Genomic DNA, 20,909 nt, shown 5'->3' with positions numbered 1-20,909 from the left:
AATCACCGCCTAACGGAATAACTTTTTAGTTATAATAATACATAGTATATCATCTATGTATATTCATTTCAAACATAACTATTATAAATCACTTGAGTTCTTTATTTAAATATGTTTTATTTTGAAATAAAACATATTAATTCTATAAAAAATATCAATTGTGCTTTTCATAGTTACTGATTTATAATTTATCCTAAGAATAGTTCTTCTGTCTCTTCTAATATATTAAAATTAGTTAAATCATAATGTAGAGGTGTTAAGGTTACATATTTATTTCTTATATAATATACATCTGTACCCTCATAAATATCCTTATTTATATCTCCCTCTAATTTTAATACTTTATTACCCTCTTCATCTATTTCTTCTGAGAATCTAGTATTAAAAATTTTGTTACCTACTTTGCATACCTTTATACCTTTTATTTCCTCTTCACTGCAAAAAGGAATATTTAAATTTAATACTACATCATTTTTTAAGTCCTCTTTTTTAACTCTACTTAAAATTTCTAATGTATATTTAGCAGCTATTTCATAATTTTCTTTTTTATTTTTTATAAATTCAGCAGATACAGCAATAGATGGTACCTTATACATAGATCCTTCTATAGCGGCAGAAACCGTTCCTGAGTATAATATATCATTACCTATATTAAGACCTTTATTGATTCCAGATATAACTATATCTATATTATCTGGAACTAATTTATCTAAAGCTACTTTTACACAATCTGCTGGAGTGCCACTTATACTGTATGCCTCTATATTATAAGGCTTTTTCACCTGTTTTACTATTATGGGCTCATATATAGTTATAGAATGACTTGATGCACTTCTTTGATTTTCAGGTGCTACCATGGTAACATTATGATATTTACTTAATAGCTCAGCTAAGGTGTTTATTCCTTCTGCCTCTATTCCATCATCGTTAGTCAATAATATATTCATATTTTGCCTCCATTTTATAAATTTCTATTTTTATATTTGAAATTATCTACTTATAATATTAGTATATTTTTATTAATTTTACAATTGAACGTGTTCTCTGTCTAATTTAATATGATATAATTTTTCAAATAATTAAGTAATGAATTTTTATTATAGAGTTGTCCATGAATTATAATTTTTTAAAACTTATAAAAGAAACTCAGTATTAATTTTAAACTGAGTTTCTCTTAAATAATTTTTAACTTATAAATTAGTATTATACTTTTCTGTTTCTTCTATAAATTCAGCCTCTTCTTTATCTTCTTCATCATCTTTTATAATATCAAAATATATTTCATGACTAAATAAATCTACTTTTGAAACTTTAATTTTTACTGTATCTCCTAATCTATATATATTTTTGCTAGCTTCTCCAATTAAACTTAATCTTCTTTCATCATATATATAGTAATCATCAGATAATGTACTTATATGAACTAATCCTTCTATTGTATTTGGTAGTTCTACAAACATTCCAAAGTTGGTTACTGAGGATATTATTCCTTCGTATTCTTCTCCTATTCTTTCACTCATATATTCTGCTTTCTTTAAATCATCTACTTCTCTTTCAGCTTCTTGAGCTACTCTTTCCATTTCTGAAGATTGTTTAGAAGCATATTCTACTTCTGTTGTAAGCCTTGTGGCTCTCTTATCATCAATCTGTCCATTTATATATTCTTTTATTATTCTGTGTATTATAAGGTCCGGATATCTCCTTATTGGTGAAGTAAAGTGACAGTAATATCTTGCTGCTAATCCAAAGTGTCCTATACATTCTGGAGAATATCTTGCTTGCTTTAAGGAGCGCAAAAGTAATGTACTAACTACAGTTTCTTCTTTTTCTCCTTTTACTTTTTCTATAATAGTTTGCAATGATTTTGGATGAATATCATTACCCCATCTTATAACATACCCTAAGTTATGAACAAACTCGTTAAAATGCATTAATTTTTCTTCATCTGGATCTTCGTGTGTTCTATATACAAAAGGTAAATTAGACCAGAACATATGCTCTGCTATGGTTTCATTACAAACGAGCATAAATTCCTCTATTATTCTGTTTGCTATAGCTCTTTCATAAGGTTTTATATCTATTGGTTTACCCTTTTCATCTAATATTATTTTACATTCCTCAAAATCAAAATCTATAGCTCCTCTTTTTAATCTTCTCTTGTAAAGTATTTTGCAAAGTTCCTCCATAAGTTTGAAATAATCTACCAAATTACTATATTTATTTATAGTTTCCTCATCTTCATCTCTTAGTATTTTAGTTACATCTGTATAAGTCATTCTTTCAGTGCTTTTTATTATACTTTCTACCACTTTATGATCTACTACCTTACCATTTTTATCTATTTCCATAAAACAGCTTAAGGTTAATCTATCAATTTTAGGGTTCAAACTACATATTCCATTAGAAAGTTTTTTAGGCAGCATTGGTATTACCCTATCTATAAGATATACTGAAGTTGCTCTTTTTAAAGCTTCTTTGTCTAGTGGATTCTTCTCTTTTACATAGTGAGATACATCTGCTATATGTACTCCTAAATAATAGTTTCCATTAGGTAATCTTTCTAAAGATATAGCATCATCTAAATCCTTGGCATCCTCTCCATCTATAGTAACAATAGTTAAATCTCTTAAGTCTTTCCTTCTTTTATACTCTTCTTCTGGAATTGCTTCTGATATATTGTCTGCATAACTTTGTACCTTTGGTGGGAATTCCTCTGGTAATTTATTTTTCTTTATTATGGTTAATATATCTATACCCTTATCTTCTTTATTACCTAATATTTCTATAACCCTTCCTTCAGGATTTCTTCTCTTTTCTGGATAGGTTACAATTTCTGCTATAACTACTTGACCTGTTTTTGCTCCATTTTTATCTCCCTTTGGTATAAATATGTCTTGGTATATCTTTTTATCATCGGAAACCACAAAACCGAAGTTTTTACTATCTTCGTATATGCCTATGACTGTTTTATTGCCTCTTTCTAATATTCTTATTATTTCACCTTCGCATCTTTTTCCATTAGCTGATTCTTTAGTAATTTTAGCTAATACTCTATCAGTATGCATAGCTCCATTCATACTAGATGCTGGTATAAAAATATCTTCTCTTTCTTCTTCTGGTATAACAAATCCATAACCTTTTTGATGTCCTTGAAGTTTTCCTACAACTAATCCCATTCTGGCTGGTATACCATAGTGTTCCGTTCTTGTTTTAACTATTTGTCCGTCCTTTTCCATATCCTTTAACATTTTCTCAAAATCTTTATATTCATGTTTAGTTACTCCAAACACCTGCTTCAATTCTTTTATATTCATAGGTTTATATGCCTGCTCTTCCATAAAAGCTAATATTGTTTCTCTTATCTTCATAAAATCCCTCCTACTAATTAAAGGCTTATAACATATATTCTAAGCATTAATCTATTTTTTATAATACAATTAATGATTTTTATATGTTATTTATATCATAGCAAATTTATCCACTAATTGATTAACATTTTTTAAAATTTTTTATAAAAAAATAGCTGTTAATTATTCACATTAAACAGCTAATTAAATCATACTCTTTTAATTTTTATTATTTAGCTAATAAATTTTGTGCTAATACTATGATAGCAAATAATATAGAACATACTACAGTAATCCTTGATAATACTGATTCAGAAGTTCTAGTTCTATTTTTTGAATAAAAAGTTTCTGAACCTCCACCCATAAAACCACTTAATCCATTAGTTTTACTAGGTTGCATTAGGACTACTACTATTAATGTTATTGAAACTATAGTTAATAATATTATTGAAAATGTATACATTTTATATCCTCCTAATATGTAAAAGATTATATATCTTTACTGTTATAATTTTCTCATTTAATACACAATATACAAAACTATTTTATCACATAATTTACACTAACACAACGACTTAACTTTAAGGAATTCGTTTATATTTTAATTACATATATATTTTTATAGATTAAAGGACTACCCATACTATGAGCAGTCCCTTGTTTTAAAAATTATTATTTATTGATATTGTAGAATGCTTTTAATCCTCTGTATTCTCCCATATCATTAAGTTCTTCTTCTATTCTTAATAATTGATTGTATTTAGCAACTCTTTCTGATCTTGCTGGAGCACCTGTTTTTATTTGTCCTGCATTTACTGCAACAACTAAGTCAGCTATTGTTGTATCTTCAGTTTCTCCTGATCTATGAGATACTACTGCTGTATATCCAGCTCTTTCTGCCATTTCTATAGCATTTAATGTTTCTGTTAATGTTCCTATTTGGTTAAGTTTTATAAGAATTGAGTTTGCAACTCCTAATTTTATTCCTTTTGATAATCTTTCAGTATTTGTAACGAATAAATCGTCTCCTACTAATTGAACTTTGTTTCCTATTTTTTCAGTAAGGATTTTCCAACCATCCCAATCTTCTTCTGCCATACCGTCTTCTATGGAGATTATTGGGTATTTTTCTGCTAATTCTACATAGTAGTTTGCCATTTCTTCTGGAGTTAATACTCTTCCCTCTCCTGCTAGGTTGTATTTTCCATCTTCAAATATTTCTGATGAAGCTGGATCTAAAGCTATGAATATATCTTCTCCTGGAGTATATCCAGCTTTCTTTATAGCTTCTATTATAACTACTATAGCTTCTTCATTTGATTTTAAGTTTGGAGCAAATCCACCTTCGTCGCCTACTCCTGTATCATATCCTTGTGCTTTTAATGTTGATTTTAATGCATGATATACTTCTGAACACATTCTTAAAGCTTCGCTGAAAGAAGGAGCTCCTGCTGGCATTATCATGAATTCTTGAAGGTCAACATTGTTGTCCGCATGTTTTCCACCATTTATTATGTTCATCATAGGTACTGGTAAAACTTTTCCGTTTACTCCTCCTATGTATTGGTATAAACTCATTCCTAAAGAGTTAGCTGCAGCTTTTGCACAAGCTAAAGATACTCCTAACATTGCATTTGCACCTAATTTTGCTTTATTGTCTGTTCCATCTAATTCTATCATAGTTTTATCAATAGCTACTTGATCTAAAACATTCATTCCAACAAGTTCATCTGCTATTGTAGTGTTTACATTATCTACAGCTTTTAAAACACCTTTACCTAAGTATTGAGATTTATCTCCATCTCTTAATTCAACTGCTTCAAAAGCTCCTGTAGAAGCTCCTGATGGAACTGCTGCTACTCCTACTGTTCCGTCTTCTAATTCTACTTCTACTTCTACTGTAGGATTGCATCTTGAATCTAAGATTTGTCTTGCATATACATCTACTATTTCAATATAATTTTTCATGTTGGGTCCTCCTTATTTTTAAAAAAATTATTTTATCTTAAATATAGTTTCTCTATTATTTAATAAGACTATTCCCTGTCATTTCAATAGGTTTAGGAAGGTTCATAACTTGTAGCATTGTTGGTGCTATATCTGCTAATTTTCCGCCTTCTCTTAGTTCTTTACTATTATTAGATACATACATAAATGGTACTGGATTTGTTGTGTGAGCGGTCATAGGCTTTCCTGTAGAATAGTCTATCATTTCTTCTGAATTTCCATGGTCAGCTGTAATAAATGCAGTCCCATCTTTCTCCAAAATTTTATTAACTATTTTACCTACACACTCATCCACAGTTTCTATAGCTTTCTTTGCTGCTTCAAATACTCCTGTATGACCTACCATATCTGGATTTGCAAAGTTTAATATTACCATATCGTATTTATCTTCATCTAATTTTTCCAAAAGTTTATCTGTAACTTCATATGCATTCATTTCTGGTTGCATATCATAAGTTGCTACCTTTGGTGATGGAACTAAAACTCTATCTTCTCCTTCGTTAGGCTCTTCTACTCCACCATTAAAGAAGAAAGTAACATGAGCATATTTTTCTGTTTCAGCTATTCTTAATTGCTTTTTACCATTTTTACTTACATATTCCCCTAAAGTATTGTTTAAATGTTCTGGAGGGAAAGCTACCTCTACATTTTCTAAAGTACTATCATATTCTGTCATAGTAACATAAGTTAAATCTAAAGTTTTTCTTTCAAAACCATCAAATACTTTATCATTTATAGCTCTTGTAAGCTCTCTAGCTCTATCTGGTCTAAAATTAAAAAATACCACTGAATCTTTATTTTCTATTTTTGCTTTAAGTTTTCCTTCTTTTAATACTACTGCTGGTAAAACAAATTCATCAGTTTTATTGTCTCTATAAGATTTTTCTAACCCTTCTACTGCTGAGTTAACTTCTTCACCTTTTCCTAATACAATAGCATTATAACAAAGTTGTACCCTTTCCCATCTTTTATCTCTATCCATTGCATAATATCTTCCTGATATTGTAGCTATTTCCCCTACACCAATCTCTTTCATATAATTTTCTATGTCTTCTATATATTCTTTAGCTGATGATGGTGCTACATCTCTTCCATCTAAGAATGCATGAATATAAACTTTTTTAATATCTTTTTCTTTTGCTAATTTTATTAATCCTTTTAAATGGTCTATATGAGAATGTACTCCACCTGGTGATAAAAGCCCTAAAAGATGTAGCGTAGAATTATTTTTTCTTGCATTTTCTATAGCTTTATTTAAAGCTGCATTTTCAAAAAAATCTCCATCAGAAATAGATTTTGTTATTTTTGTAAGAGCTTGATATACTATTCTTCCTGCACCTATATTTAAATGTCCTACTTCTGAATTACCCATTTGACCTTCTGGAAGACCTACTTCCATCCCACTGGCACCTAATTGAGTATATGGATATTTTTTTAATATATTATCTAAATTAGGCTTATTGGCTGCTGATACTGCATTGCCATCCACCTTATTTGTTAATCCAAATCCATCTAGTATCATTAAAACTACTGGCTTTTTACTCATTTCTACCTCCAAATCTCATTAAATAAAATATACAAATGAGAAATACTAATCTAAAAGAACTCGTAACTTATAGCTTATCACTTTTAGTAATTTACTATAGCTGCAAAATCTTCTGCTTTTAAGCTTGCACCGCCTACTAACGCACCGTCAATCTCTTCTTTATTCATTTGAGCTTTAATAGTGCCAGGTTTAACAGATCCACCGTATTGGATTCTTACTTTATCTGCAACGCTCTCACCATACATAGCTTTTACTACAGTTCTTATATATCCTATAGTTTCATTTGCTTGTTCATCTGTAGCAGTTTTTCCTGTTCCTATAGCCCAAATTGGTTCATATGCTATAACTAATTTTTCTACTTGTTCTTTATTTAATTCCTTTAATCCAACTTTTATTTGTTCTTCTAAAACTTTTTCTGTTATGTTTCCTTCTCTTTGATCTAAGCTTTCTCCACAACAAACTATTGGAATTAAATTATGTTCAAAAGCTTTTTTTACTTTTTTATTTACAGTTTCATCTGTTTCATTAAAGTATTGTCTTCTTTCACTATGTCCTATAATTACATAATGAACTCCTAGCTCTTCTAACATTTTAGGTGCTATTTCACCTGTATAAGCTCCATTTTCTTCAAAGTGCATGTTTTGAGCACCTACTTTTATATTGCTTCCTTTAACTTCTTCTAATACAGCTGGAAGACATACATAAGTAGGGCATACAACTACATCACATTTTGCATCTTTAACAAGAGGTTTTAATTCTTTAACTAATTCTACTGCTTCTTTTACAGTTTTGTTCATTTTCCAGTTTCCCGCTATTATAGCTGTTCTCATTTTAAATCACGCTCCAATATATTTTATAAATACTACTGTATAACTATTTATTTTCTACTTTTTATTTATCGTTAAGAGCCGCTATTCCTGGTAGTTCTTTTCCTTCTAAGAATTCTAGAGAAGCTCCGCCACCTGTAGAAATATGAGTCATCTTATCTCCAAATCCAAGAATATTTACTGCAGCTGCACTATCTCCTCCGCCTATTATTGTTACAGCATCAGAATCTGCCATGGCCTTAGCCACTTCTATAGTTCCATTTGCAAAATTTTTAAATTCAAAAACTCCCATAGGTCCGTTCCATATTACTGTTTTTGCTGATTTTATAGCATCTGAGTACATTTTTGCTGTTTTAGGTCCTATGTCTAATCCCATATATCCCTCGCCAACATTTTGGTCTTCAGTTATAATAGGTTTTGCATCTTTATCAAATCTATCAGCTATTGTAATATCTACTGGTAGTAATAAATTTACACCTTTTTCTTTTGCTTTATTTATCATTTCTTTTGCATATTCTACTTTATCTTCTTCTAATAGAGAATCTCCTACAGTGTATCCTTGAGATTTTAAGAATGTATATCCCATTCCTCCGCCTATTATTAAAATATCTACTTTATCTAATAGATTATTTATAACATTTATTTTATCTGAAACCTTAGCTCCACCTAATATTGCTACAAATGGTCTTTCTGGTTTTTCCACTGCATTTCCTAAGAATTTTAATTCTTTTTGTATTAAATATCCACAAGCAGCTTCTTCTAGATAATTTGTAACCCCTACTGTTGAACAATGAGCTCTATGAGCTGTTCCGAAGGCATCATTTACAAATAAGTCTGCAAGAGAGGCCAATTCCTTTGAAAAAACTTCTTCATTTTTAGTTTCTTCTTTTCTATATCTAGTATTTTGTAGTAATACTATATCTCCATCTTTCATATCTTTTACTGATTTTTTAGCATTTTCACCAACTACATTATCATCATCTGCAAATATTACTTCTTTATTTAACATTTCTGATAATCTTTTAGCTACTGGTAATAATGAAAGTTCCTTTTTAGGTTCTCCCTTTGGTTTTCCCATATGGGAACAAAGTATAATTTTAGCACCCTTTTCCATTAAATACTTAATTGTTGGAAGTGCTCCTACTAATCTATTTTCATCTGTTATTTTGCCTTCGCTTAGTGGTACATTAAAGTCGCATCTTACTAATACTTTTTTGCCTTTTACATCTATATCTTCTATACTTTTTTTGTTATAATTCATTGACATTCACCTCTTATATAATATTATGGGGTTATTAGTATATACAATTAATTTATTTATGCTATACTATCTTATTCTATTTTAGCTTTATTGCTATAACAATGTCAATATTTACTATATATTTACAAGAAATTTATTCCTTATAATACTATATTAAATCAATATATTTAACTTAATATTAATAATGTGTAAAAAAGGTTTGGAATTATAGAGAAACCAAACCTTTTTTTATAAAAGGAGAACTTTTAATTATTAAATTATATTCAAACTAAAAGTATCCTCTATACTTTTTTATATTAAAGTCTATCAGCTACAAATTTAGTTAAATCTGCTAATCTGTGAGAATAACCATATTCATTGTCATACCATGAAACAACTTTAACTAATCTGTTATCTATTACACTAGTTGATAATGCGTCAACTATTGAAGATCTTTCGTCTCCTCTGTAGTCGATTGATACTAGTGGTTCTTCGCTGTATCCTAATATTCCTTTTAATTCACCTTCAGCTGCTTTTTTAAGTGCTGCATTAATTTCTTCTACAGTTACATCTTTTTTAACTGTGAAAACTAAGTCTGTTAATGAAACTGTTGGAGTTGGTACTCTTACAGCCATTCCATTTAATTTTCCTTTTAATTGTGGTAATACTAATGCAACCGCTTTAGCTGCTCCTGTAGTTGTTGGTATCATTGATTCTGCCGCTGCTCTTGCTCTTCTTAAATCTTTGTGTGGAGCATCTAATACTCTTTGGTCTCCTGTATATGCATGAATAGTTGTCATTAATCCTGATTCTATTCCAAAATTTTCGTCAAGAACTTTAGCAAATGGTGCTAAACAGTTTGTTGTGCAAGATGCATTTGATATTATATTATGGTTTGCTGGGTCATATTCTTCATGGTTAACACCCATAACTATTGTTTTATCTTCATTTTTAGCTGGTGCTGAAATTAAAACTTTTTTAACTGTTCCACCTAAATGAGCATTTGCTTTTTCTCCATCTGTAAATAAACCTGTTGATTCTATTACTATTTCTGCTCCTGTTGAATTCCAGTCTATATTTTTTGGATCTCTTTCTGCAAATATTTTTATTTCATTTCCGTTAACTACTATTGAAGTTTCTTTAGCTTCTACAGTTCCATCGAATTTTCCATATAAACTGTCATATTTTAATAAATGAGCTAGTGTAGCTGGGCTTGTTAAATCATTTATAGCCACCACTTGTAATTCATCTTTATAGTTCTTAACCAAAGCCTTGAACACATTTCTTCCTATTCTTCCAAATCCATTAATAGCAACTTTAACCATTATAAGTACCTCCTAAAATTATAAACATTTTTCTTTTTATATATATTTTTATCTTTTATAAATTAAATTATTTAGTATTATTCATTTTCTAAAATATTAATAATTTCTCTAGCAGCTCCCTCATCTGTTATTAATACACTATTTGTATTTCTAAGTTCTGCTGCCAGTATTGCTTTAGCCTTTTTTTTGCCCCCTGATACTGCTATAAGTTTGTTTGCATTTTTTATGCTTTCTCTTTTTATTCCTATAGTTGGGCTTGAATGTACTACATTACCTTTCATATCAAAGTAATATCCAAAAGCTTCTGCTACAGCTTTTTTTTCTTCTATATATGCTATCTCTTCTGATGCAATTCCTCTTCTAGTAGCCATTACTTCAGCTATTCCTATGCCATGTATTAGTATATTAACTTTGTGTATCATATCTAATACTTCTTTTATTGATTTTTCTTCCATAACAGCTTTTAATGCTGCCTCGCTAAGGTTATCCTGTACATGCATCAATTTATAATTAGCATTAATTTTAGAAGCTAAATTTGCAACTAAAGTATTAGCCTGTAATTCTACATCTCTTCCTATGCCACCTCTTGCTGGAACTACAACTGCATCCTTTAAGGTATTTATTTTTGGCATATTATCTACAACTTCTTTTACAGTACTGCCACCAGTTAATGCTATTATATCTTTATCTTGTACTATATTTTTCAAATAATTAGCTGCAGCTTTTCCTAATTCATTTTTAACTGTTATATCCTCATCTAAATTTCCTGGAACAATTATAACTTGAAATATTTCTAATTTATTTTTAATTGTATTTTCTATTTCTTTTAATCCCTTTACTTCATGTATAAAGGATTTTAACTTATCTATTATTTCTTCCCCTTCTTTTGTTACAGTCATACCTGAAGAATTAATATCTATTAAGCTTTGACTTTTTAGAAAATTAATTTCTGTCCTTACTATTCTTTCACCTATTTCTAAATCATTTGCTAAAACTCTTCTTCCTATAGGCTGTTTATAGTAAATAGTCCTTAATATGTTATATCTTTTTTCTAATAACTTTAACATTTCCGGAACTATCTTTTGCTGCAACTTTAGAATACCTTCCATTGTGAACACTCCTCAGCTTCTATTAAACCCTTGGACTTTTTAAGTCCCTTGTATCTTTTTTATGTCCCACTTATATTATAAGATAATCTTTCCTACTTTTAAAGGGTTTTTTTAAAATTTTTCAAAAATTTTTTTTAATTTCAATATTATTTCTAAAAATTCAAATTTATTTTTCCCCCGAACAGTATTTTTAATTCTATATCTTTAATTTTACATCTTTACATAATTCACCAAATTTAATTTATTCCATTGATAGTATTTATACTATCCTATCTTCTAGCAAAATAATATAGAATTGTAAAGCTTCGATTATTCAAAATCTTTATACTATCAATGACAATCACTAGATAAGCTATTCTAAGCAAACTCCGCCTAAAAATCTAAGAATCACTTAATATTTAAATAAAAAAAGCATGATAATCTATAACTCATGCTTTTAAAAACGCTTTCTACATTTTGAAGATTGTATACCTAGCTCTTCTCTGTATTTAGCCACAGTTCTTCTGGATATTTGTATACCCTTATTATTTAATATATTACATATTATTTGATCAGATATAGGCTTTTTCTTATCTTCTTTATCTATTAATTCTTTTATTTCTTTTTTTATAAATTCTACAGAAATATCTTCTCCTGTACTATTATTAGCAGTAATTCCTGTGGTAAATAAATCTTTTATAAGTATGGTGCCTCTATTAGTATTTATATATTTATCTCTTATAGCTCTACTTATAGTAGACTCATGCATACCTAAACTATCAGCTATCTCCCTTAAAGTCATTGGTTTTAAAAACTCAATTCCAAAATCAAAATAATCCCTTTGTATTTCTAAAATTTTTTCTAATACTCTATAAATTGTAGATTTTCTATTTTCTATACTTTTAATTAAAAAAATAGCACTATTTAATTTTTCTTTTACAAATTCTACTGCATTTTCATCCGTATCATTTAAAACTATCTCTTTATATAAATTATTTACTGTTAACTTAGGTAATAGTTCCTCATTCATAATTATATAGTATTCGTTATCTATTTTTTTTATATATGCATCTGGAACTATGTATTTTACTTCATCACCAGTATAAAATCCTCTTGAGGGCTTAGGCTGAAGAGTTTTTATAACATCTCCATATTCCTGAGCCTTTTTTATTGATATACCAAGTTTTTTAGATATAACGTTATATCTATTCTCTGCTACTAAAGGAAGATAATTGTCTATAATTTCACATATCTTGCTATTATTTATGGATTTCTTTTTTAATTGTATCTTTAAACATTCTTTTAAATTCCTAGCACCTATACCATCTGGTTCTAATGACTGTACTATATCTATGGCTTCTTTTATTGAATCTAATGGTACTTTTAATTCCTCAGATATTTCCTCATCGTTTACAGATAAATACCCTTTATCGTCTATGTTTTCTATTATGTATATGCATATGGACTTTATGTATTTGTTTTCATTTAATTCTATAATTTGCTCTTGTAAGTATTCTTTTAATGATTTTTCATTAGATATAAAATTAAAAGGTGAGGTTTCTTCTTCTTTATTGTAGTTACTATAACTACCATATTCATTTCCATTATCCTCTAAATGTTTGATTAATTTTTTATAGTTTATATCCTCTATACCCTTATCTTCTTTATGAATATTCTGAGAATCTAAAACAGGATTTTCTTGAACTTCCTTTTCAACATATTGTTGTAACTCATAGGTAGACATCTGAAGAAGCTTAATAGACAGCTGCATTTGTTGTGTCATTATTAACTTTTGTTCCTGTGTTAAGGATAAGCCAAAATTCATATTCATAAATTCCTACACCCCCCTTTCATTTTAATTATATCATAAAAAAAATTTTACTACATCAGACTTAAGAATTAAAAATACTTATAGCTCTAATATTAATTAATTTAGCTTTTATATTAGTATATAAAAGCCAATATAAAAAGAGCCCATTATTAAATATAAAATGGTCTCTCTTTTACTTATAATTATTTATTTTCTTAATGGGAAATAGCATTCTGGTGTTTCATTATTAATGGTCTTAAATTCATAACCTTTATTTTTATAGAATTTTATTATACCTGGCAAGGCCTTACAAGTATTGTTTTGCATATAATCACAATGCATAAGTAATATTATAGGTTCATTTTTAACATTACTTTTAGTAGCTTTTTTAAATATATTATTAGGTGACATCTTTGGTTTTATGCCATCTTGAGAATCTACATTCCAATCATATACTTTAAAATCTTTTTCCTCTAATTCCTTTTTAAATCCTTTATTTAATCTTTTTACGCTACCACCTGGAAATCTAATTATATTAGGCTTAGTACCAGTTACTTTATAGATTTCTTCCTGACATTTTAACATTTCATCTATAAAAGCCTGATTATTAGAATATATTTTTTTAAAATCATGAGTATACGTATGTAATCCTATACTATGACCTTCATCTTGTGTTCTTTTTACAACATTTTCCTCACCTTTAATTTGATTTCCTATAAGAAAAAATGTTGCTTTAACATTGTATTCATTTAATACATCTAATACTTTGTTAGTGTTTATACTAGGTCCATCATCAAAAGTTAAATATATTATCTTATTTTCTTCTGAATTATTATCTACTTTTGATTCTTCATTAAAAGCATATACATAACTACTTGATACACACAATAATAAAATCAAACTTATACTAACCTTAATCCCAAAATTTTTCATTGTATACTCCTTTTTATTAACATAATATCTAACACTATATTGTTTCAAAAATATTTATTTTTATTCAAAAAATAAAAACAGAGTTAGAAGCTTACTTCTAACTCCATTAAATTATCTACTATTTTTCTCATATGGCTGTCCGTCTGCAGCTGGTGCTGTAGTTTTACCTACAAATCCTGCTAATGCTAACATTGTTAATATATATGGTATGCTTGAATAAAATTCAGATGGCAAATTCCAACTAAAACCTTGAGCAAATATTTCGAAAGAACCTCCAAAAGCAAATAATAAACAAGCAAACATAGTTCCAAAAGGTTTCCAATTACCAAATATCATAGCTGCTAAGGCAATAAATCCACGACCTGCAACCATTCCTTCTCTATAAACAGGGGTTATACCTATTAATGCTGCTCCTCCAAGCCCTGCTAAAGCTCCTGATAACATAACACATAGATATCTAACTTTATAAACATTTATTCCTAAAGTATCTGCTGCTTTAGGATGTTCACCTACTGCTCTGATTCTTAATCCAACTGGAGTTTTAAATAAAACATAATGAGATATAACAACAAGTATTAAAGCAATGATCACAAACCAATTTATTCCTGATAATATAGGTCCTATTATAGGTATTGATTTTGCTGAGGGCGGTACATTGTAAGCTAATGCTTTAACTATATCTGTTTGCCCACCCTTTTTAAAAATTTTAAAAATTAAGAAGCTAGCTAATGCAGATGAAAATAAATTTATTGCTGTACCTGATATAACCTGATCTGCTTTTAAGGATATACTTAAAAATGCATGTAACAATGCAATCAAAGCTCCTGCTACTATTGCAAATAATATACCAATTAAAGGGCTTCCTGTTAAATATGTACCATATACTGAAAAGAAAGCGCCCATGACCATCATTCCTTCTAGTCCTATATTAACTACACCAGCTCTTTCTGAGAATACTCCTCCGAGTCCTGCGAAAACTAAAGGTGTGGCTGTCCTTAATGTGGCTGTTACTAATCCTATTATGATTAAGCTATCCATTGATTAACACCTTCCTATTCTTTTTCTCTGAGAAATATTTTACTATATAATCAGTTGCTACAAATATTATTATTATTGATTGAACAAGATAAACTATTTGTTTTGGTATGCCATTAAGTTGAAGCATCTTAGAACTACTGTTTAATGCTCCAAATAATATAGCAGAAGCTATACACCCTATAGGGTTATTTTTGGCAAGTAGTGCAACGGCTATACCATCGAATCCGAATCCAGGTAATACCATCATATCTTGTGCTTGATGCATAACACCTGCTACATGGGTAGCTCCACCTATACCCGCAATAGCTCCTGATAAAACCATAGCTAAAATTGTATTTTTAGCTATATTAATCCCGCCATACTCAGCTCCAGATGGATTAAATCCAACTGCTCTTATTTCATATCCTATGGTAGTTTTCCATAAAAGCCAATATATAAATATAGCAAACACTATTCCTATTATTAAACTTATACTAGCTCTACTCATATTACTAAACCTTAATAATTGAGCACTTTTTTGAATTATAGGCGTACTAGCTGAACTTTTAACCGCAAATCTAGATCTTAATATTATATAATTTCCCAAATATAATCCTAGATAATTCATCATTATTGTGTTTATAACTTCATTTGTTCCTATCTTAGCTTTTAAATATCCTGGTATTCCTGCCCAAATAGAACCAGCTACTATTCCACCTAATATTATTAATATCCCATGTACAACTGGATTCAATCCTGGAATAAGTCCTAGTATTGCTGCAGATATCATTCCTACTATAAACTGTCCTTCAACCCCTATATTAAATAATCCACATCTAAAGGCTATAGCATTAGCTACTCCTGTAAATATTAAAGGGGTGACATATATCATTGTTTCAAGAGTTTTTCTTTTATCTCCAAAGCTTCCTTGCCATATAGTAGTGAAAAGATCACTAAAAGCTGAAAAATATTGAGTTATTGAATATCCCTTTGCCCACATAACAAAGAATACGGATACAAGTATAGAAATTACAATTGCACCAAGTGGAAATGCTAAAGACTTTAGAACGTTTATGAGACCATTACTTATTGTTCTTTTCTTGTTATTGTCACTCACCTTATTTCACCTCTTTCTTATTATCTTCTAATTTTCCCCCAGCCATTAATACACCTAGTTTTTGTTCTGTGGCATCTTTTCTATCTAATATTTCTATTATTTTACCATCGTACATAACAGCAATTCTATCGGATAAAGATAATATTTCATCTAATTCTAACGAAACTAATAAAACAGCTTTACCATTATCCCTTTCTGCTACCAATCTCTTATGAATATATTCTATAGCACCAACATCCAATCCTCTAGTAGGTTGAGATGCTATTAACAAATCTGGATCCTTAGATATTTCTCTAGCTGCTATAAGTTTTTGTTGATTACCCCCGGATAATGCAGCTGCATTAACTTCATCATTTGGGGTTCTTATATCAAACTCTTCTATAAGTGTATTACAATGTTTCCTTATGGCTTTATAATCCATAACTATACCTTTACTAAAAGGTATTTTATGATGTTTTCCTAAAACAGAATTTTCATAAAGTGAATATTTAAGTATCAACCCTCTCTTGTGTCTATCTTCAGGAATATGGCCTACACCTTTATCTATTATTTGTCTTGATGATTTATTAAGTATTTCTTCTCCATTAAGATTTATACTTCCTCCATCAGCCTTCCTAAGACCTGTTAAAACTTCTATAAATTCGCTTTGTCCGTTGCCATCTACTCCAGCTATACCAACAATTTCTCCTTGCCTTACAGAAAGATTAACTTCCTTTAATACATTAACACCTCTTTTATCCTTAGCTCTAAGATTTTCTACCTTTAATATTTCCTTTCCTAGATTTTGAGATTTTTTATCCATTTGAAGATTAACTTTTCTTCCTACCATGAGTTCTGCCAACTCATCTATATTAGTTTCCTTTGTATTAACGGAACCTGTAACTTTACCTCTTCTTATTATTGTAACTCTATCACTCATTTTCATAACTTCTTTTAATTTATGTGTTATAAGTATAATAGATTTTCCTTGCTTTTTTAAATTATCAATAATTATACCCAATTCATCAATTTCCTGCGGTGTTAAAACCGCTGTAGGTTCATCTAATATAAGTATTTCAGCTCCTCTGTATAATGCTTTTAATATCTCTACTTTTTGTTGTTGTCCTACTGATATATCCTCTATAATAGATTTAGGATCTATTGAAAAGCCATATTTTTTTGATATTTCTTCTACATCTTTTATGGCTTTACTTATATCTAACTTAAACCCTTTTCTAGGTTCTGTTCCAAGTACTATATTTTCTGCTACAGTAAAATTATGAACTAGCATAAAGTGCTGGTGCACCATACCTATTCCTTGTTTAATAGCATCATTAGGTCCTAATATATTAACTTTTTCACCATTAACAAATATTTCGCCTTTTTCTGGCTGATATAATCCATATAATACATTCATAAGGGTGGTTTTTCCTGCACCATTTTCACCTAACAATACATGAGTTTCACTTTTATTCAAATCAAAGTTAACATCATCATTAGCTATAGTTCCAGGAAAAACTTTAGTTATTCCTTTCATCTCAATTACTTTTTCCATTCATTCTTTTCTAGTCGTAAGTTTATATACCTTCTAGACTAGATGCCTCCCTCCATGTATTTTTTATACTCTTAAATTTGTAAACGTTCCCTAGCTAAAATTATAATATATATAGTTTATAAAAGCTAGATGTTGAGTACATCTAGCTTTTATAACATTATATTTTCTAATATTACTTATATAAATTATTTGATTTCTGTTGGAGTAAATTTAACTAATTCTTCTCTTGTAGCTGGAACTTTTATTTTGCCTTCTTTTATAGCTGTTTTATATTTTTCTACTAAGTCTAGAACATCTTTTGTAGTATTTTTGTTAGATGTAGGTGCTATACCCACACCATCTTCTTTTAAGCCTAATTCTATATGTTTTCCACCTTTAAATGTACCATCTACAACTTCTTTTGTTGCATTAAAAGTTGCAGCATCAACTCTTTTTATCATACTTGATAGTATTATATCTGCATATTCTGGCACTTTAGCTGCTTGGTCTTCATCAACACCTATAGCCCATATTCTTTTATCTGGTTTATTTAATTCTTTTGCTGCTTTAAATAATCCTATTCCAACTCCACCAGCTGCATGATATACAACATCACAACCTGCGCCATATAATGATTTTCCTAATTCATATCCTTTATTTGTATCGGCAAAACTGTCTGCATATTTTACCATTGAACCTGGTTTATCCTTTGTTCCTATTAATCCCTTTGCTGCTTCTGGATTAACTGATTTAACACCAGCTATAAAACCAACTTCAAACTTATTTATAGCTGCAGAATCTTTTCCACCTATAAATCCAACTTTATTTGTTTTTGTCATTTTTCCTGCTATAACACCCATTAAAAAAGAACCTTCATTATCTTTAAATGTTAAACATTGAACATTTGGCTGTTTTACTTTATCAGTATCAACTATAGCAAAGTTTTTGTCAGGATATTTTTTTGCAACATTTGTCATAGCTGTTTCCATTTGATATCCTATACCAAATGTTAAACTTGATCCATCATTTACGAGAGCTTCTAAGTTTGATTCGTAGTCTTCCTTTTGTTTTGATTCAATTGGCTTATAATCTACATTAAGCTCTTTTTGTGCTTTTTTAACTCCTGCATCTGCAGATTGATTAAAGGATTTATCATTTAATCCTCCTTCATCTGTAGAAAGGCCTATTTTTACCTTTTCTTTCTTTTCTGCTGATTGTTCCCCAGCACTATCTTTACTCCCACAACCAGCAAATAATGAAACTGCCATAACCGCAGTAGCTAACAGCGCTATTATCTTTTTCTTTTTCATTAAATTCCCCTCCTATGATATAATTGGTAATTTATCTAGCAATGAATAAATTCTACAAATCATTTTTTTTCCCTTCTTTTTTGCCTGAATATATAAAATTTTATTAATCTTTTGTTAATTTTACCTTTTTATTTTATATATATTAATTATAATTACTATATATAATAAATTTCATATTTTTTATATAGTATAATTATATATTATTATATTTCAGATATGAAATCGTATACACTGCTCTCATATTTTTAGCCATATTCTTATAATTAGAATATAGCTAAAAAGATTTCTTAATTAATAATCTTCTATAAAGAATATACCGCAAGCTCTGGGTCCAGCATAAATTCCTACTACACAGCCTACCATACATTCTATAAAGTCAGTTTGATCCTGATTTAAGTGATCTCTTAAAGTACCTAGTATATCTTTGTTCTCTACATGTAATAAAATACAAGGTTCACCTTGCTTTAAACCTAATTTATTTATATATTCAAATATAGCTCTTATAGCTTTTTTGCTACCCCTTACTTTATCTTTAACTACCATTTCCCCATTTTCTACAGCCAATATTGGTTTTATTCCCAATACATTTCCTATAAAGCCTGCTGTTTTTGAAAGCCTTCCACCCTTTACTAAATAATCTAAAGTTTCGAAGGCTAGTACACTTTTAATGTGTGGTATAGTTTCTTTTACACCTTTTACTATTTCATCTATAGAAAGCCCTTCATCTCTTAATTTACAAGCCTTAATAACTAAAAGACCTAAACCTGATGTTACATTATTACTATCTATAATTGTAATATTATCACTATCTAACATATCTTTTGCTAAGCATGCTGATTGATAAGTACCGCTCATTTTAGAGGATAAATGTATAGAAAGTATGCTGTATCCCTTATCTATATATTTCTTATAATGTTCATAAAATCTTTGAGGATTTACTTGAGAAGTTTGTGGAAACACATTTTCCTTTTCTATTTTAGTAAACAACTGCCCTAATTTTATATCTATACCATCTTTGTAAACTTTATCGCCAAAACTTACAAATAAGGGTATTACCTCTATGTCGTACTTTTCTATTATATCCCTAGGTAAGTCAGCAGTGCTATCTGTTATGATTTTTATCTTCTCCATGCCAAGATCCTCCTATTTCATATCTGGGAAACCAACTTGTCTTAAAGCTTCATAGGTAACTATAGCTACAGTATTAGACAAATTTAAAGACCTAGTAGTTGTATTAATCATTGGAACTCTTATACACTTACTAGGATCACTATCTCTTATTTCATCTGGTAGCCCTGAAGATTCTCTTCCAAAAACAATAAAATCTCCATCACTATATTTAACATCTGTATAAAAATTATTGCCATGAGTAGTTGAAAAATAAAAATTTGAATCTTTGTACTTCTCTCTTAACTCCTCATAAGATTCATATATAGTTAAATCCAAATATTTCCAATAATCTAATCCTGCTCTTCTTAAGTGCTTTTCATCTAAACTAAATCCTAAAGGTTTTATTAGATGTAATCTAGAATTGGTAAGCACGCATGTTCTTGCTATATTACCAGTATTTTGTGGTATCTCTGGTTGAAATAATACTATATTTAAACTCAAAACATTTCCTCCCATTTTTATAATATATATTTAAACTAATAAGTATAAACAAAGTTCTTGGCTCCAAGGGGAGTTTTTACTCCCTGTGAAGCTTAGAAATCGTTATCCAGGGACGTACCCGCTCTTTGCTCCCACTTTGAAGAAGATGGGAGTATTAGAACGGGTAGTCATCGGATAAAAGTCTTATTACAATAACTATATTACTCTATTCTAAAGCT

Annotated in this window: 17 protein-coding genes; all 17 read right to left on the bottom strand. The window is 29.2% G+C overall.

Features of this window, described 5'->3' with window-relative positions; genetic code table 11:
- Positions 1-188: 188 nt before the first annotated feature.
- The 17 genes from surE to trmL all read right to left on the bottom strand — a co-directional run bounded on the left by surE (position 189) and on the right by trmL (position 20,691).
- Positions 189-947 (bottom strand): 5'/3'-nucleotidase SurE, encoded by a 759-nt coding sequence (surE, locus tag ACYUDJ_RS04255; RefSeq protein ID WP_043030966.1) that lies wholly within the window; start codon positions 945-947, stop codon positions 189-191.
- Between the two features lie 243 nt (positions 948-1,190).
- Positions 1,191-3,368 (bottom strand): ribonuclease R, encoded by a 2,178-nt coding sequence (gene rnr / locus ACYUDJ_RS04250; RefSeq protein ID WP_043030964.1) that lies wholly within the window; start codon positions 3,366-3,368, stop codon positions 1,191-1,193.
- Between the two features lie 208 nt (positions 3,369-3,576).
- Positions 3,577-3,810, bottom strand: coding sequence for a preprotein translocase subunit SecG (gene secG, locus ACYUDJ_RS04245; RefSeq protein WP_043030962.1), 234 nt, complete (start codon positions 3,808-3,810; stop codon positions 3,577-3,579).
- 209 nt (positions 3,811-4,019) lie between these two features.
- Positions 4,020-5,315 carry a phosphopyruvate hydratase gene (gene eno / locus ACYUDJ_RS04240; RefSeq protein ID WP_003487736.1) on the bottom strand — a complete coding sequence of 432 codons (1,296 nt, stop codon included), beginning with the start codon at positions 5,313-5,315 and terminating at the stop codon, positions 4,020-4,022.
- A 55-nt stretch (positions 5,316-5,370) separates the two neighbouring features.
- Positions 5,371-6,900, bottom strand: a complete 1,530-nt coding sequence (gene gpmI / locus ACYUDJ_RS04235) for a 2,3-bisphosphoglycerate-independent phosphoglycerate mutase (RefSeq protein ID WP_043030960.1) — start codon at positions 6,898-6,900, stop codon at positions 5,371-5,373.
- Positions 6,901-6,983: 83 nt separating this feature from the next.
- Entirely contained in the window at positions 6,984-7,730 is a 747-nt protein-coding gene (tpiA, locus tag ACYUDJ_RS04230; RefSeq protein WP_043030958.1) for a triose-phosphate isomerase, read from the bottom strand.
- 61 nt (positions 7,731-7,791) lie between these two features.
- Entirely contained in the window at positions 7,792-8,988 is a 1,197-nt protein-coding gene (locus ACYUDJ_RS04225) for a phosphoglycerate kinase (protein WP_042385882.1), read from the bottom strand.
- A gap of 296 nt (positions 8,989-9,284) precedes the next feature.
- Positions 9,285-10,292, bottom strand: a complete 1,008-nt coding sequence (gene gap, locus ACYUDJ_RS04220; RefSeq protein WP_003355926.1) for a type I glyceraldehyde-3-phosphate dehydrogenase — start codon at positions 10,290-10,292, stop codon at positions 9,285-9,287.
- A gap of 77 nt (positions 10,293-10,369) precedes the next feature.
- Positions 10,370-11,401: a sugar-binding transcriptional regulator gene (locus ACYUDJ_RS04215; RefSeq protein WP_003487740.1), complete on the bottom strand. Its 1,032-nt coding sequence runs from the start codon at positions 11,399-11,401 to the stop codon at positions 10,370-10,372.
- A 436-nt stretch (positions 11,402-11,837) separates the two neighbouring features.
- A complete protein-coding gene (rpoN, locus tag ACYUDJ_RS04210; RefSeq protein WP_187116471.1) occupies positions 11,838-13,205 on the bottom strand; it encodes an RNA polymerase factor sigma-54 in 1,368 nt (455 codons plus the stop codon).
- A 192-nt stretch (positions 13,206-13,397) separates the two neighbouring features.
- Positions 13,398-14,123, bottom strand: coding sequence for a polysaccharide deacetylase family protein (locus ACYUDJ_RS04205; protein WP_042385884.1), 726 nt, complete (start codon positions 14,121-14,123; stop codon positions 13,398-13,400).
- Between the two features lie 111 nt (positions 14,124-14,234).
- On the bottom strand, positions 14,235-15,161 hold the full coding sequence (locus ACYUDJ_RS04200; RefSeq protein WP_043030952.1) for an ABC transporter permease: 927 nt from the start codon (positions 15,159-15,161) through the stop codon (positions 14,235-14,237).
- Complete coding sequence (locus tag ACYUDJ_RS04195; protein WP_003487744.1) at positions 15,154-16,257, bottom strand: ABC transporter permease; 1,104 nt, start codon at positions 16,255-16,257, stop codon at positions 15,154-15,156. Before ACYUDJ_RS04195 ends, ACYUDJ_RS04200 begins: the two co-directional genes overlap by 8 nt.
- A gap of 1 nt (position 16,258) precedes the next feature.
- On the bottom strand, positions 16,259-17,791 hold the full coding sequence (locus ACYUDJ_RS04190) for an ABC transporter ATP-binding protein (RefSeq protein ID WP_003487745.1): 1,533 nt from the start codon (positions 17,789-17,791) through the stop codon (positions 16,259-16,261).
- A gap of 185 nt (positions 17,792-17,976) precedes the next feature.
- On the bottom strand, positions 17,977-19,080 hold the full coding sequence (locus ACYUDJ_RS04185) for a BMP family lipoprotein (RefSeq protein WP_003487746.1): 1,104 nt from the start codon (positions 19,078-19,080) through the stop codon (positions 17,977-17,979).
- Between the two features lie 291 nt (positions 19,081-19,371).
- Positions 19,372-20,211 (bottom strand): DegV family protein, encoded by an 840-nt coding sequence (locus ACYUDJ_RS04180; protein WP_003487748.1) that lies wholly within the window; start codon positions 20,209-20,211, stop codon positions 19,372-19,374.
- Between the two features lie 12 nt (positions 20,212-20,223).
- Positions 20,224-20,691 carry a tRNA (uridine(34)/cytosine(34)/5-carboxymethylaminomethyluridine(34)-2'-O)-methyltransferase TrmL gene (trmL, locus tag ACYUDJ_RS04175; RefSeq protein WP_030032978.1) on the bottom strand — a complete coding sequence of 156 codons (468 nt, stop codon included), beginning with the start codon at positions 20,689-20,691 and terminating at the stop codon, positions 20,224-20,226.
- Positions 20,692-20,909 lie beyond the last annotated feature (218 nt).

The sequence above is a fragment of the Clostridium sp. CTA-6 genome (assembly GCF_054768115.1).
This window is presented reverse-complemented; position numbering and strand designations above follow the sequence as displayed.

What these genes read in the sequence shown, in the direction of transcription:
- surE (WP_043030966.1), bottom strand. Translation starts at nt 947, where the DNA reads ATGAATATATTATTGACTAACGATGATGGAATAGAGGCAGAAGGAATA.
- rnr (WP_043030964.1), bottom strand. Translation starts at nt 3,368, where the DNA reads ATGAAGATAAGAGAAACAATATTAGCTTTTATGGAAGAGCAGGCATAT.
- secG (WP_043030962.1), bottom strand. Translation starts at nt 3,810, where the DNA reads ATGTATACATTTTCAATAATATTATTAACTATAGTTTCAATAACATTA.
- eno (WP_003487736.1), bottom strand. Translation starts at nt 5,315, where the DNA reads ATGAAAAATTATATTGAAATAGTAGATGTATATGCAAGACAAATCTTA.
- gpmI (WP_043030960.1), bottom strand. Translation starts at nt 6,900, where the DNA reads ATGAGTAAAAAGCCAGTAGTTTTAATGATACTAGATGGATTTGGATTA.
- tpiA (WP_043030958.1), bottom strand. Translation starts at nt 7,730, where the DNA reads ATGAGAACAGCTATAATAGCGGGAAACTGGAAAATGAACAAAACTGTA.
- ACYUDJ_RS04225 (WP_042385882.1), bottom strand. Translation starts at nt 8,988, where the DNA reads ATGAATTATAACAAAAAAAGTATAGAAGATATAGATGTAAAAGGCAAA.
- gap (WP_003355926.1), bottom strand. Translation starts at nt 10,292, where the DNA reads ATGGTTAAAGTTGCTATTAATGGATTTGGAAGAATAGGAAGAAATGTG.
- ACYUDJ_RS04215 (WP_003487740.1), bottom strand. Translation starts at nt 11,401, where the DNA reads ATGGAAGGTATTCTAAAGTTGCAGCAAAAGATAGTTCCGGAAATGTTA.
- rpoN (WP_187116471.1), bottom strand. Translation starts at nt 13,205, where the DNA reads ATGAATTTTGGCTTATCCTTAACACAGGAACAAAAGTTAATAATGACA.
- ACYUDJ_RS04205 (WP_042385884.1), bottom strand. Translation starts at nt 14,123, where the DNA reads ATGAAAAATTTTGGGATTAAGGTTAGTATAAGTTTGATTTTATTATTG.
- ACYUDJ_RS04200 (WP_043030952.1), bottom strand. Translation starts at nt 15,161, where the DNA reads ATGGATAGCTTAATCATAATAGGATTAGTAACAGCCACATTAAGGACA.
- ACYUDJ_RS04190 (WP_003487745.1), bottom strand. Translation starts at nt 17,791, where the DNA reads ATGGAAAAAGTAATTGAGATGAAAGGAATAACTAAAGTTTTTCCTGGA.
- ACYUDJ_RS04185 (WP_003487746.1), bottom strand. Translation starts at nt 19,080, where the DNA reads ATGAAAAAGAAAAAGATAATAGCGCTGTTAGCTACTGCGGTTATGGCA.
- ACYUDJ_RS04180 (WP_003487748.1), bottom strand. Translation starts at nt 20,211, where the DNA reads ATGGAGAAGATAAAAATCATAACAGATAGCACTGCTGACTTACCTAGG.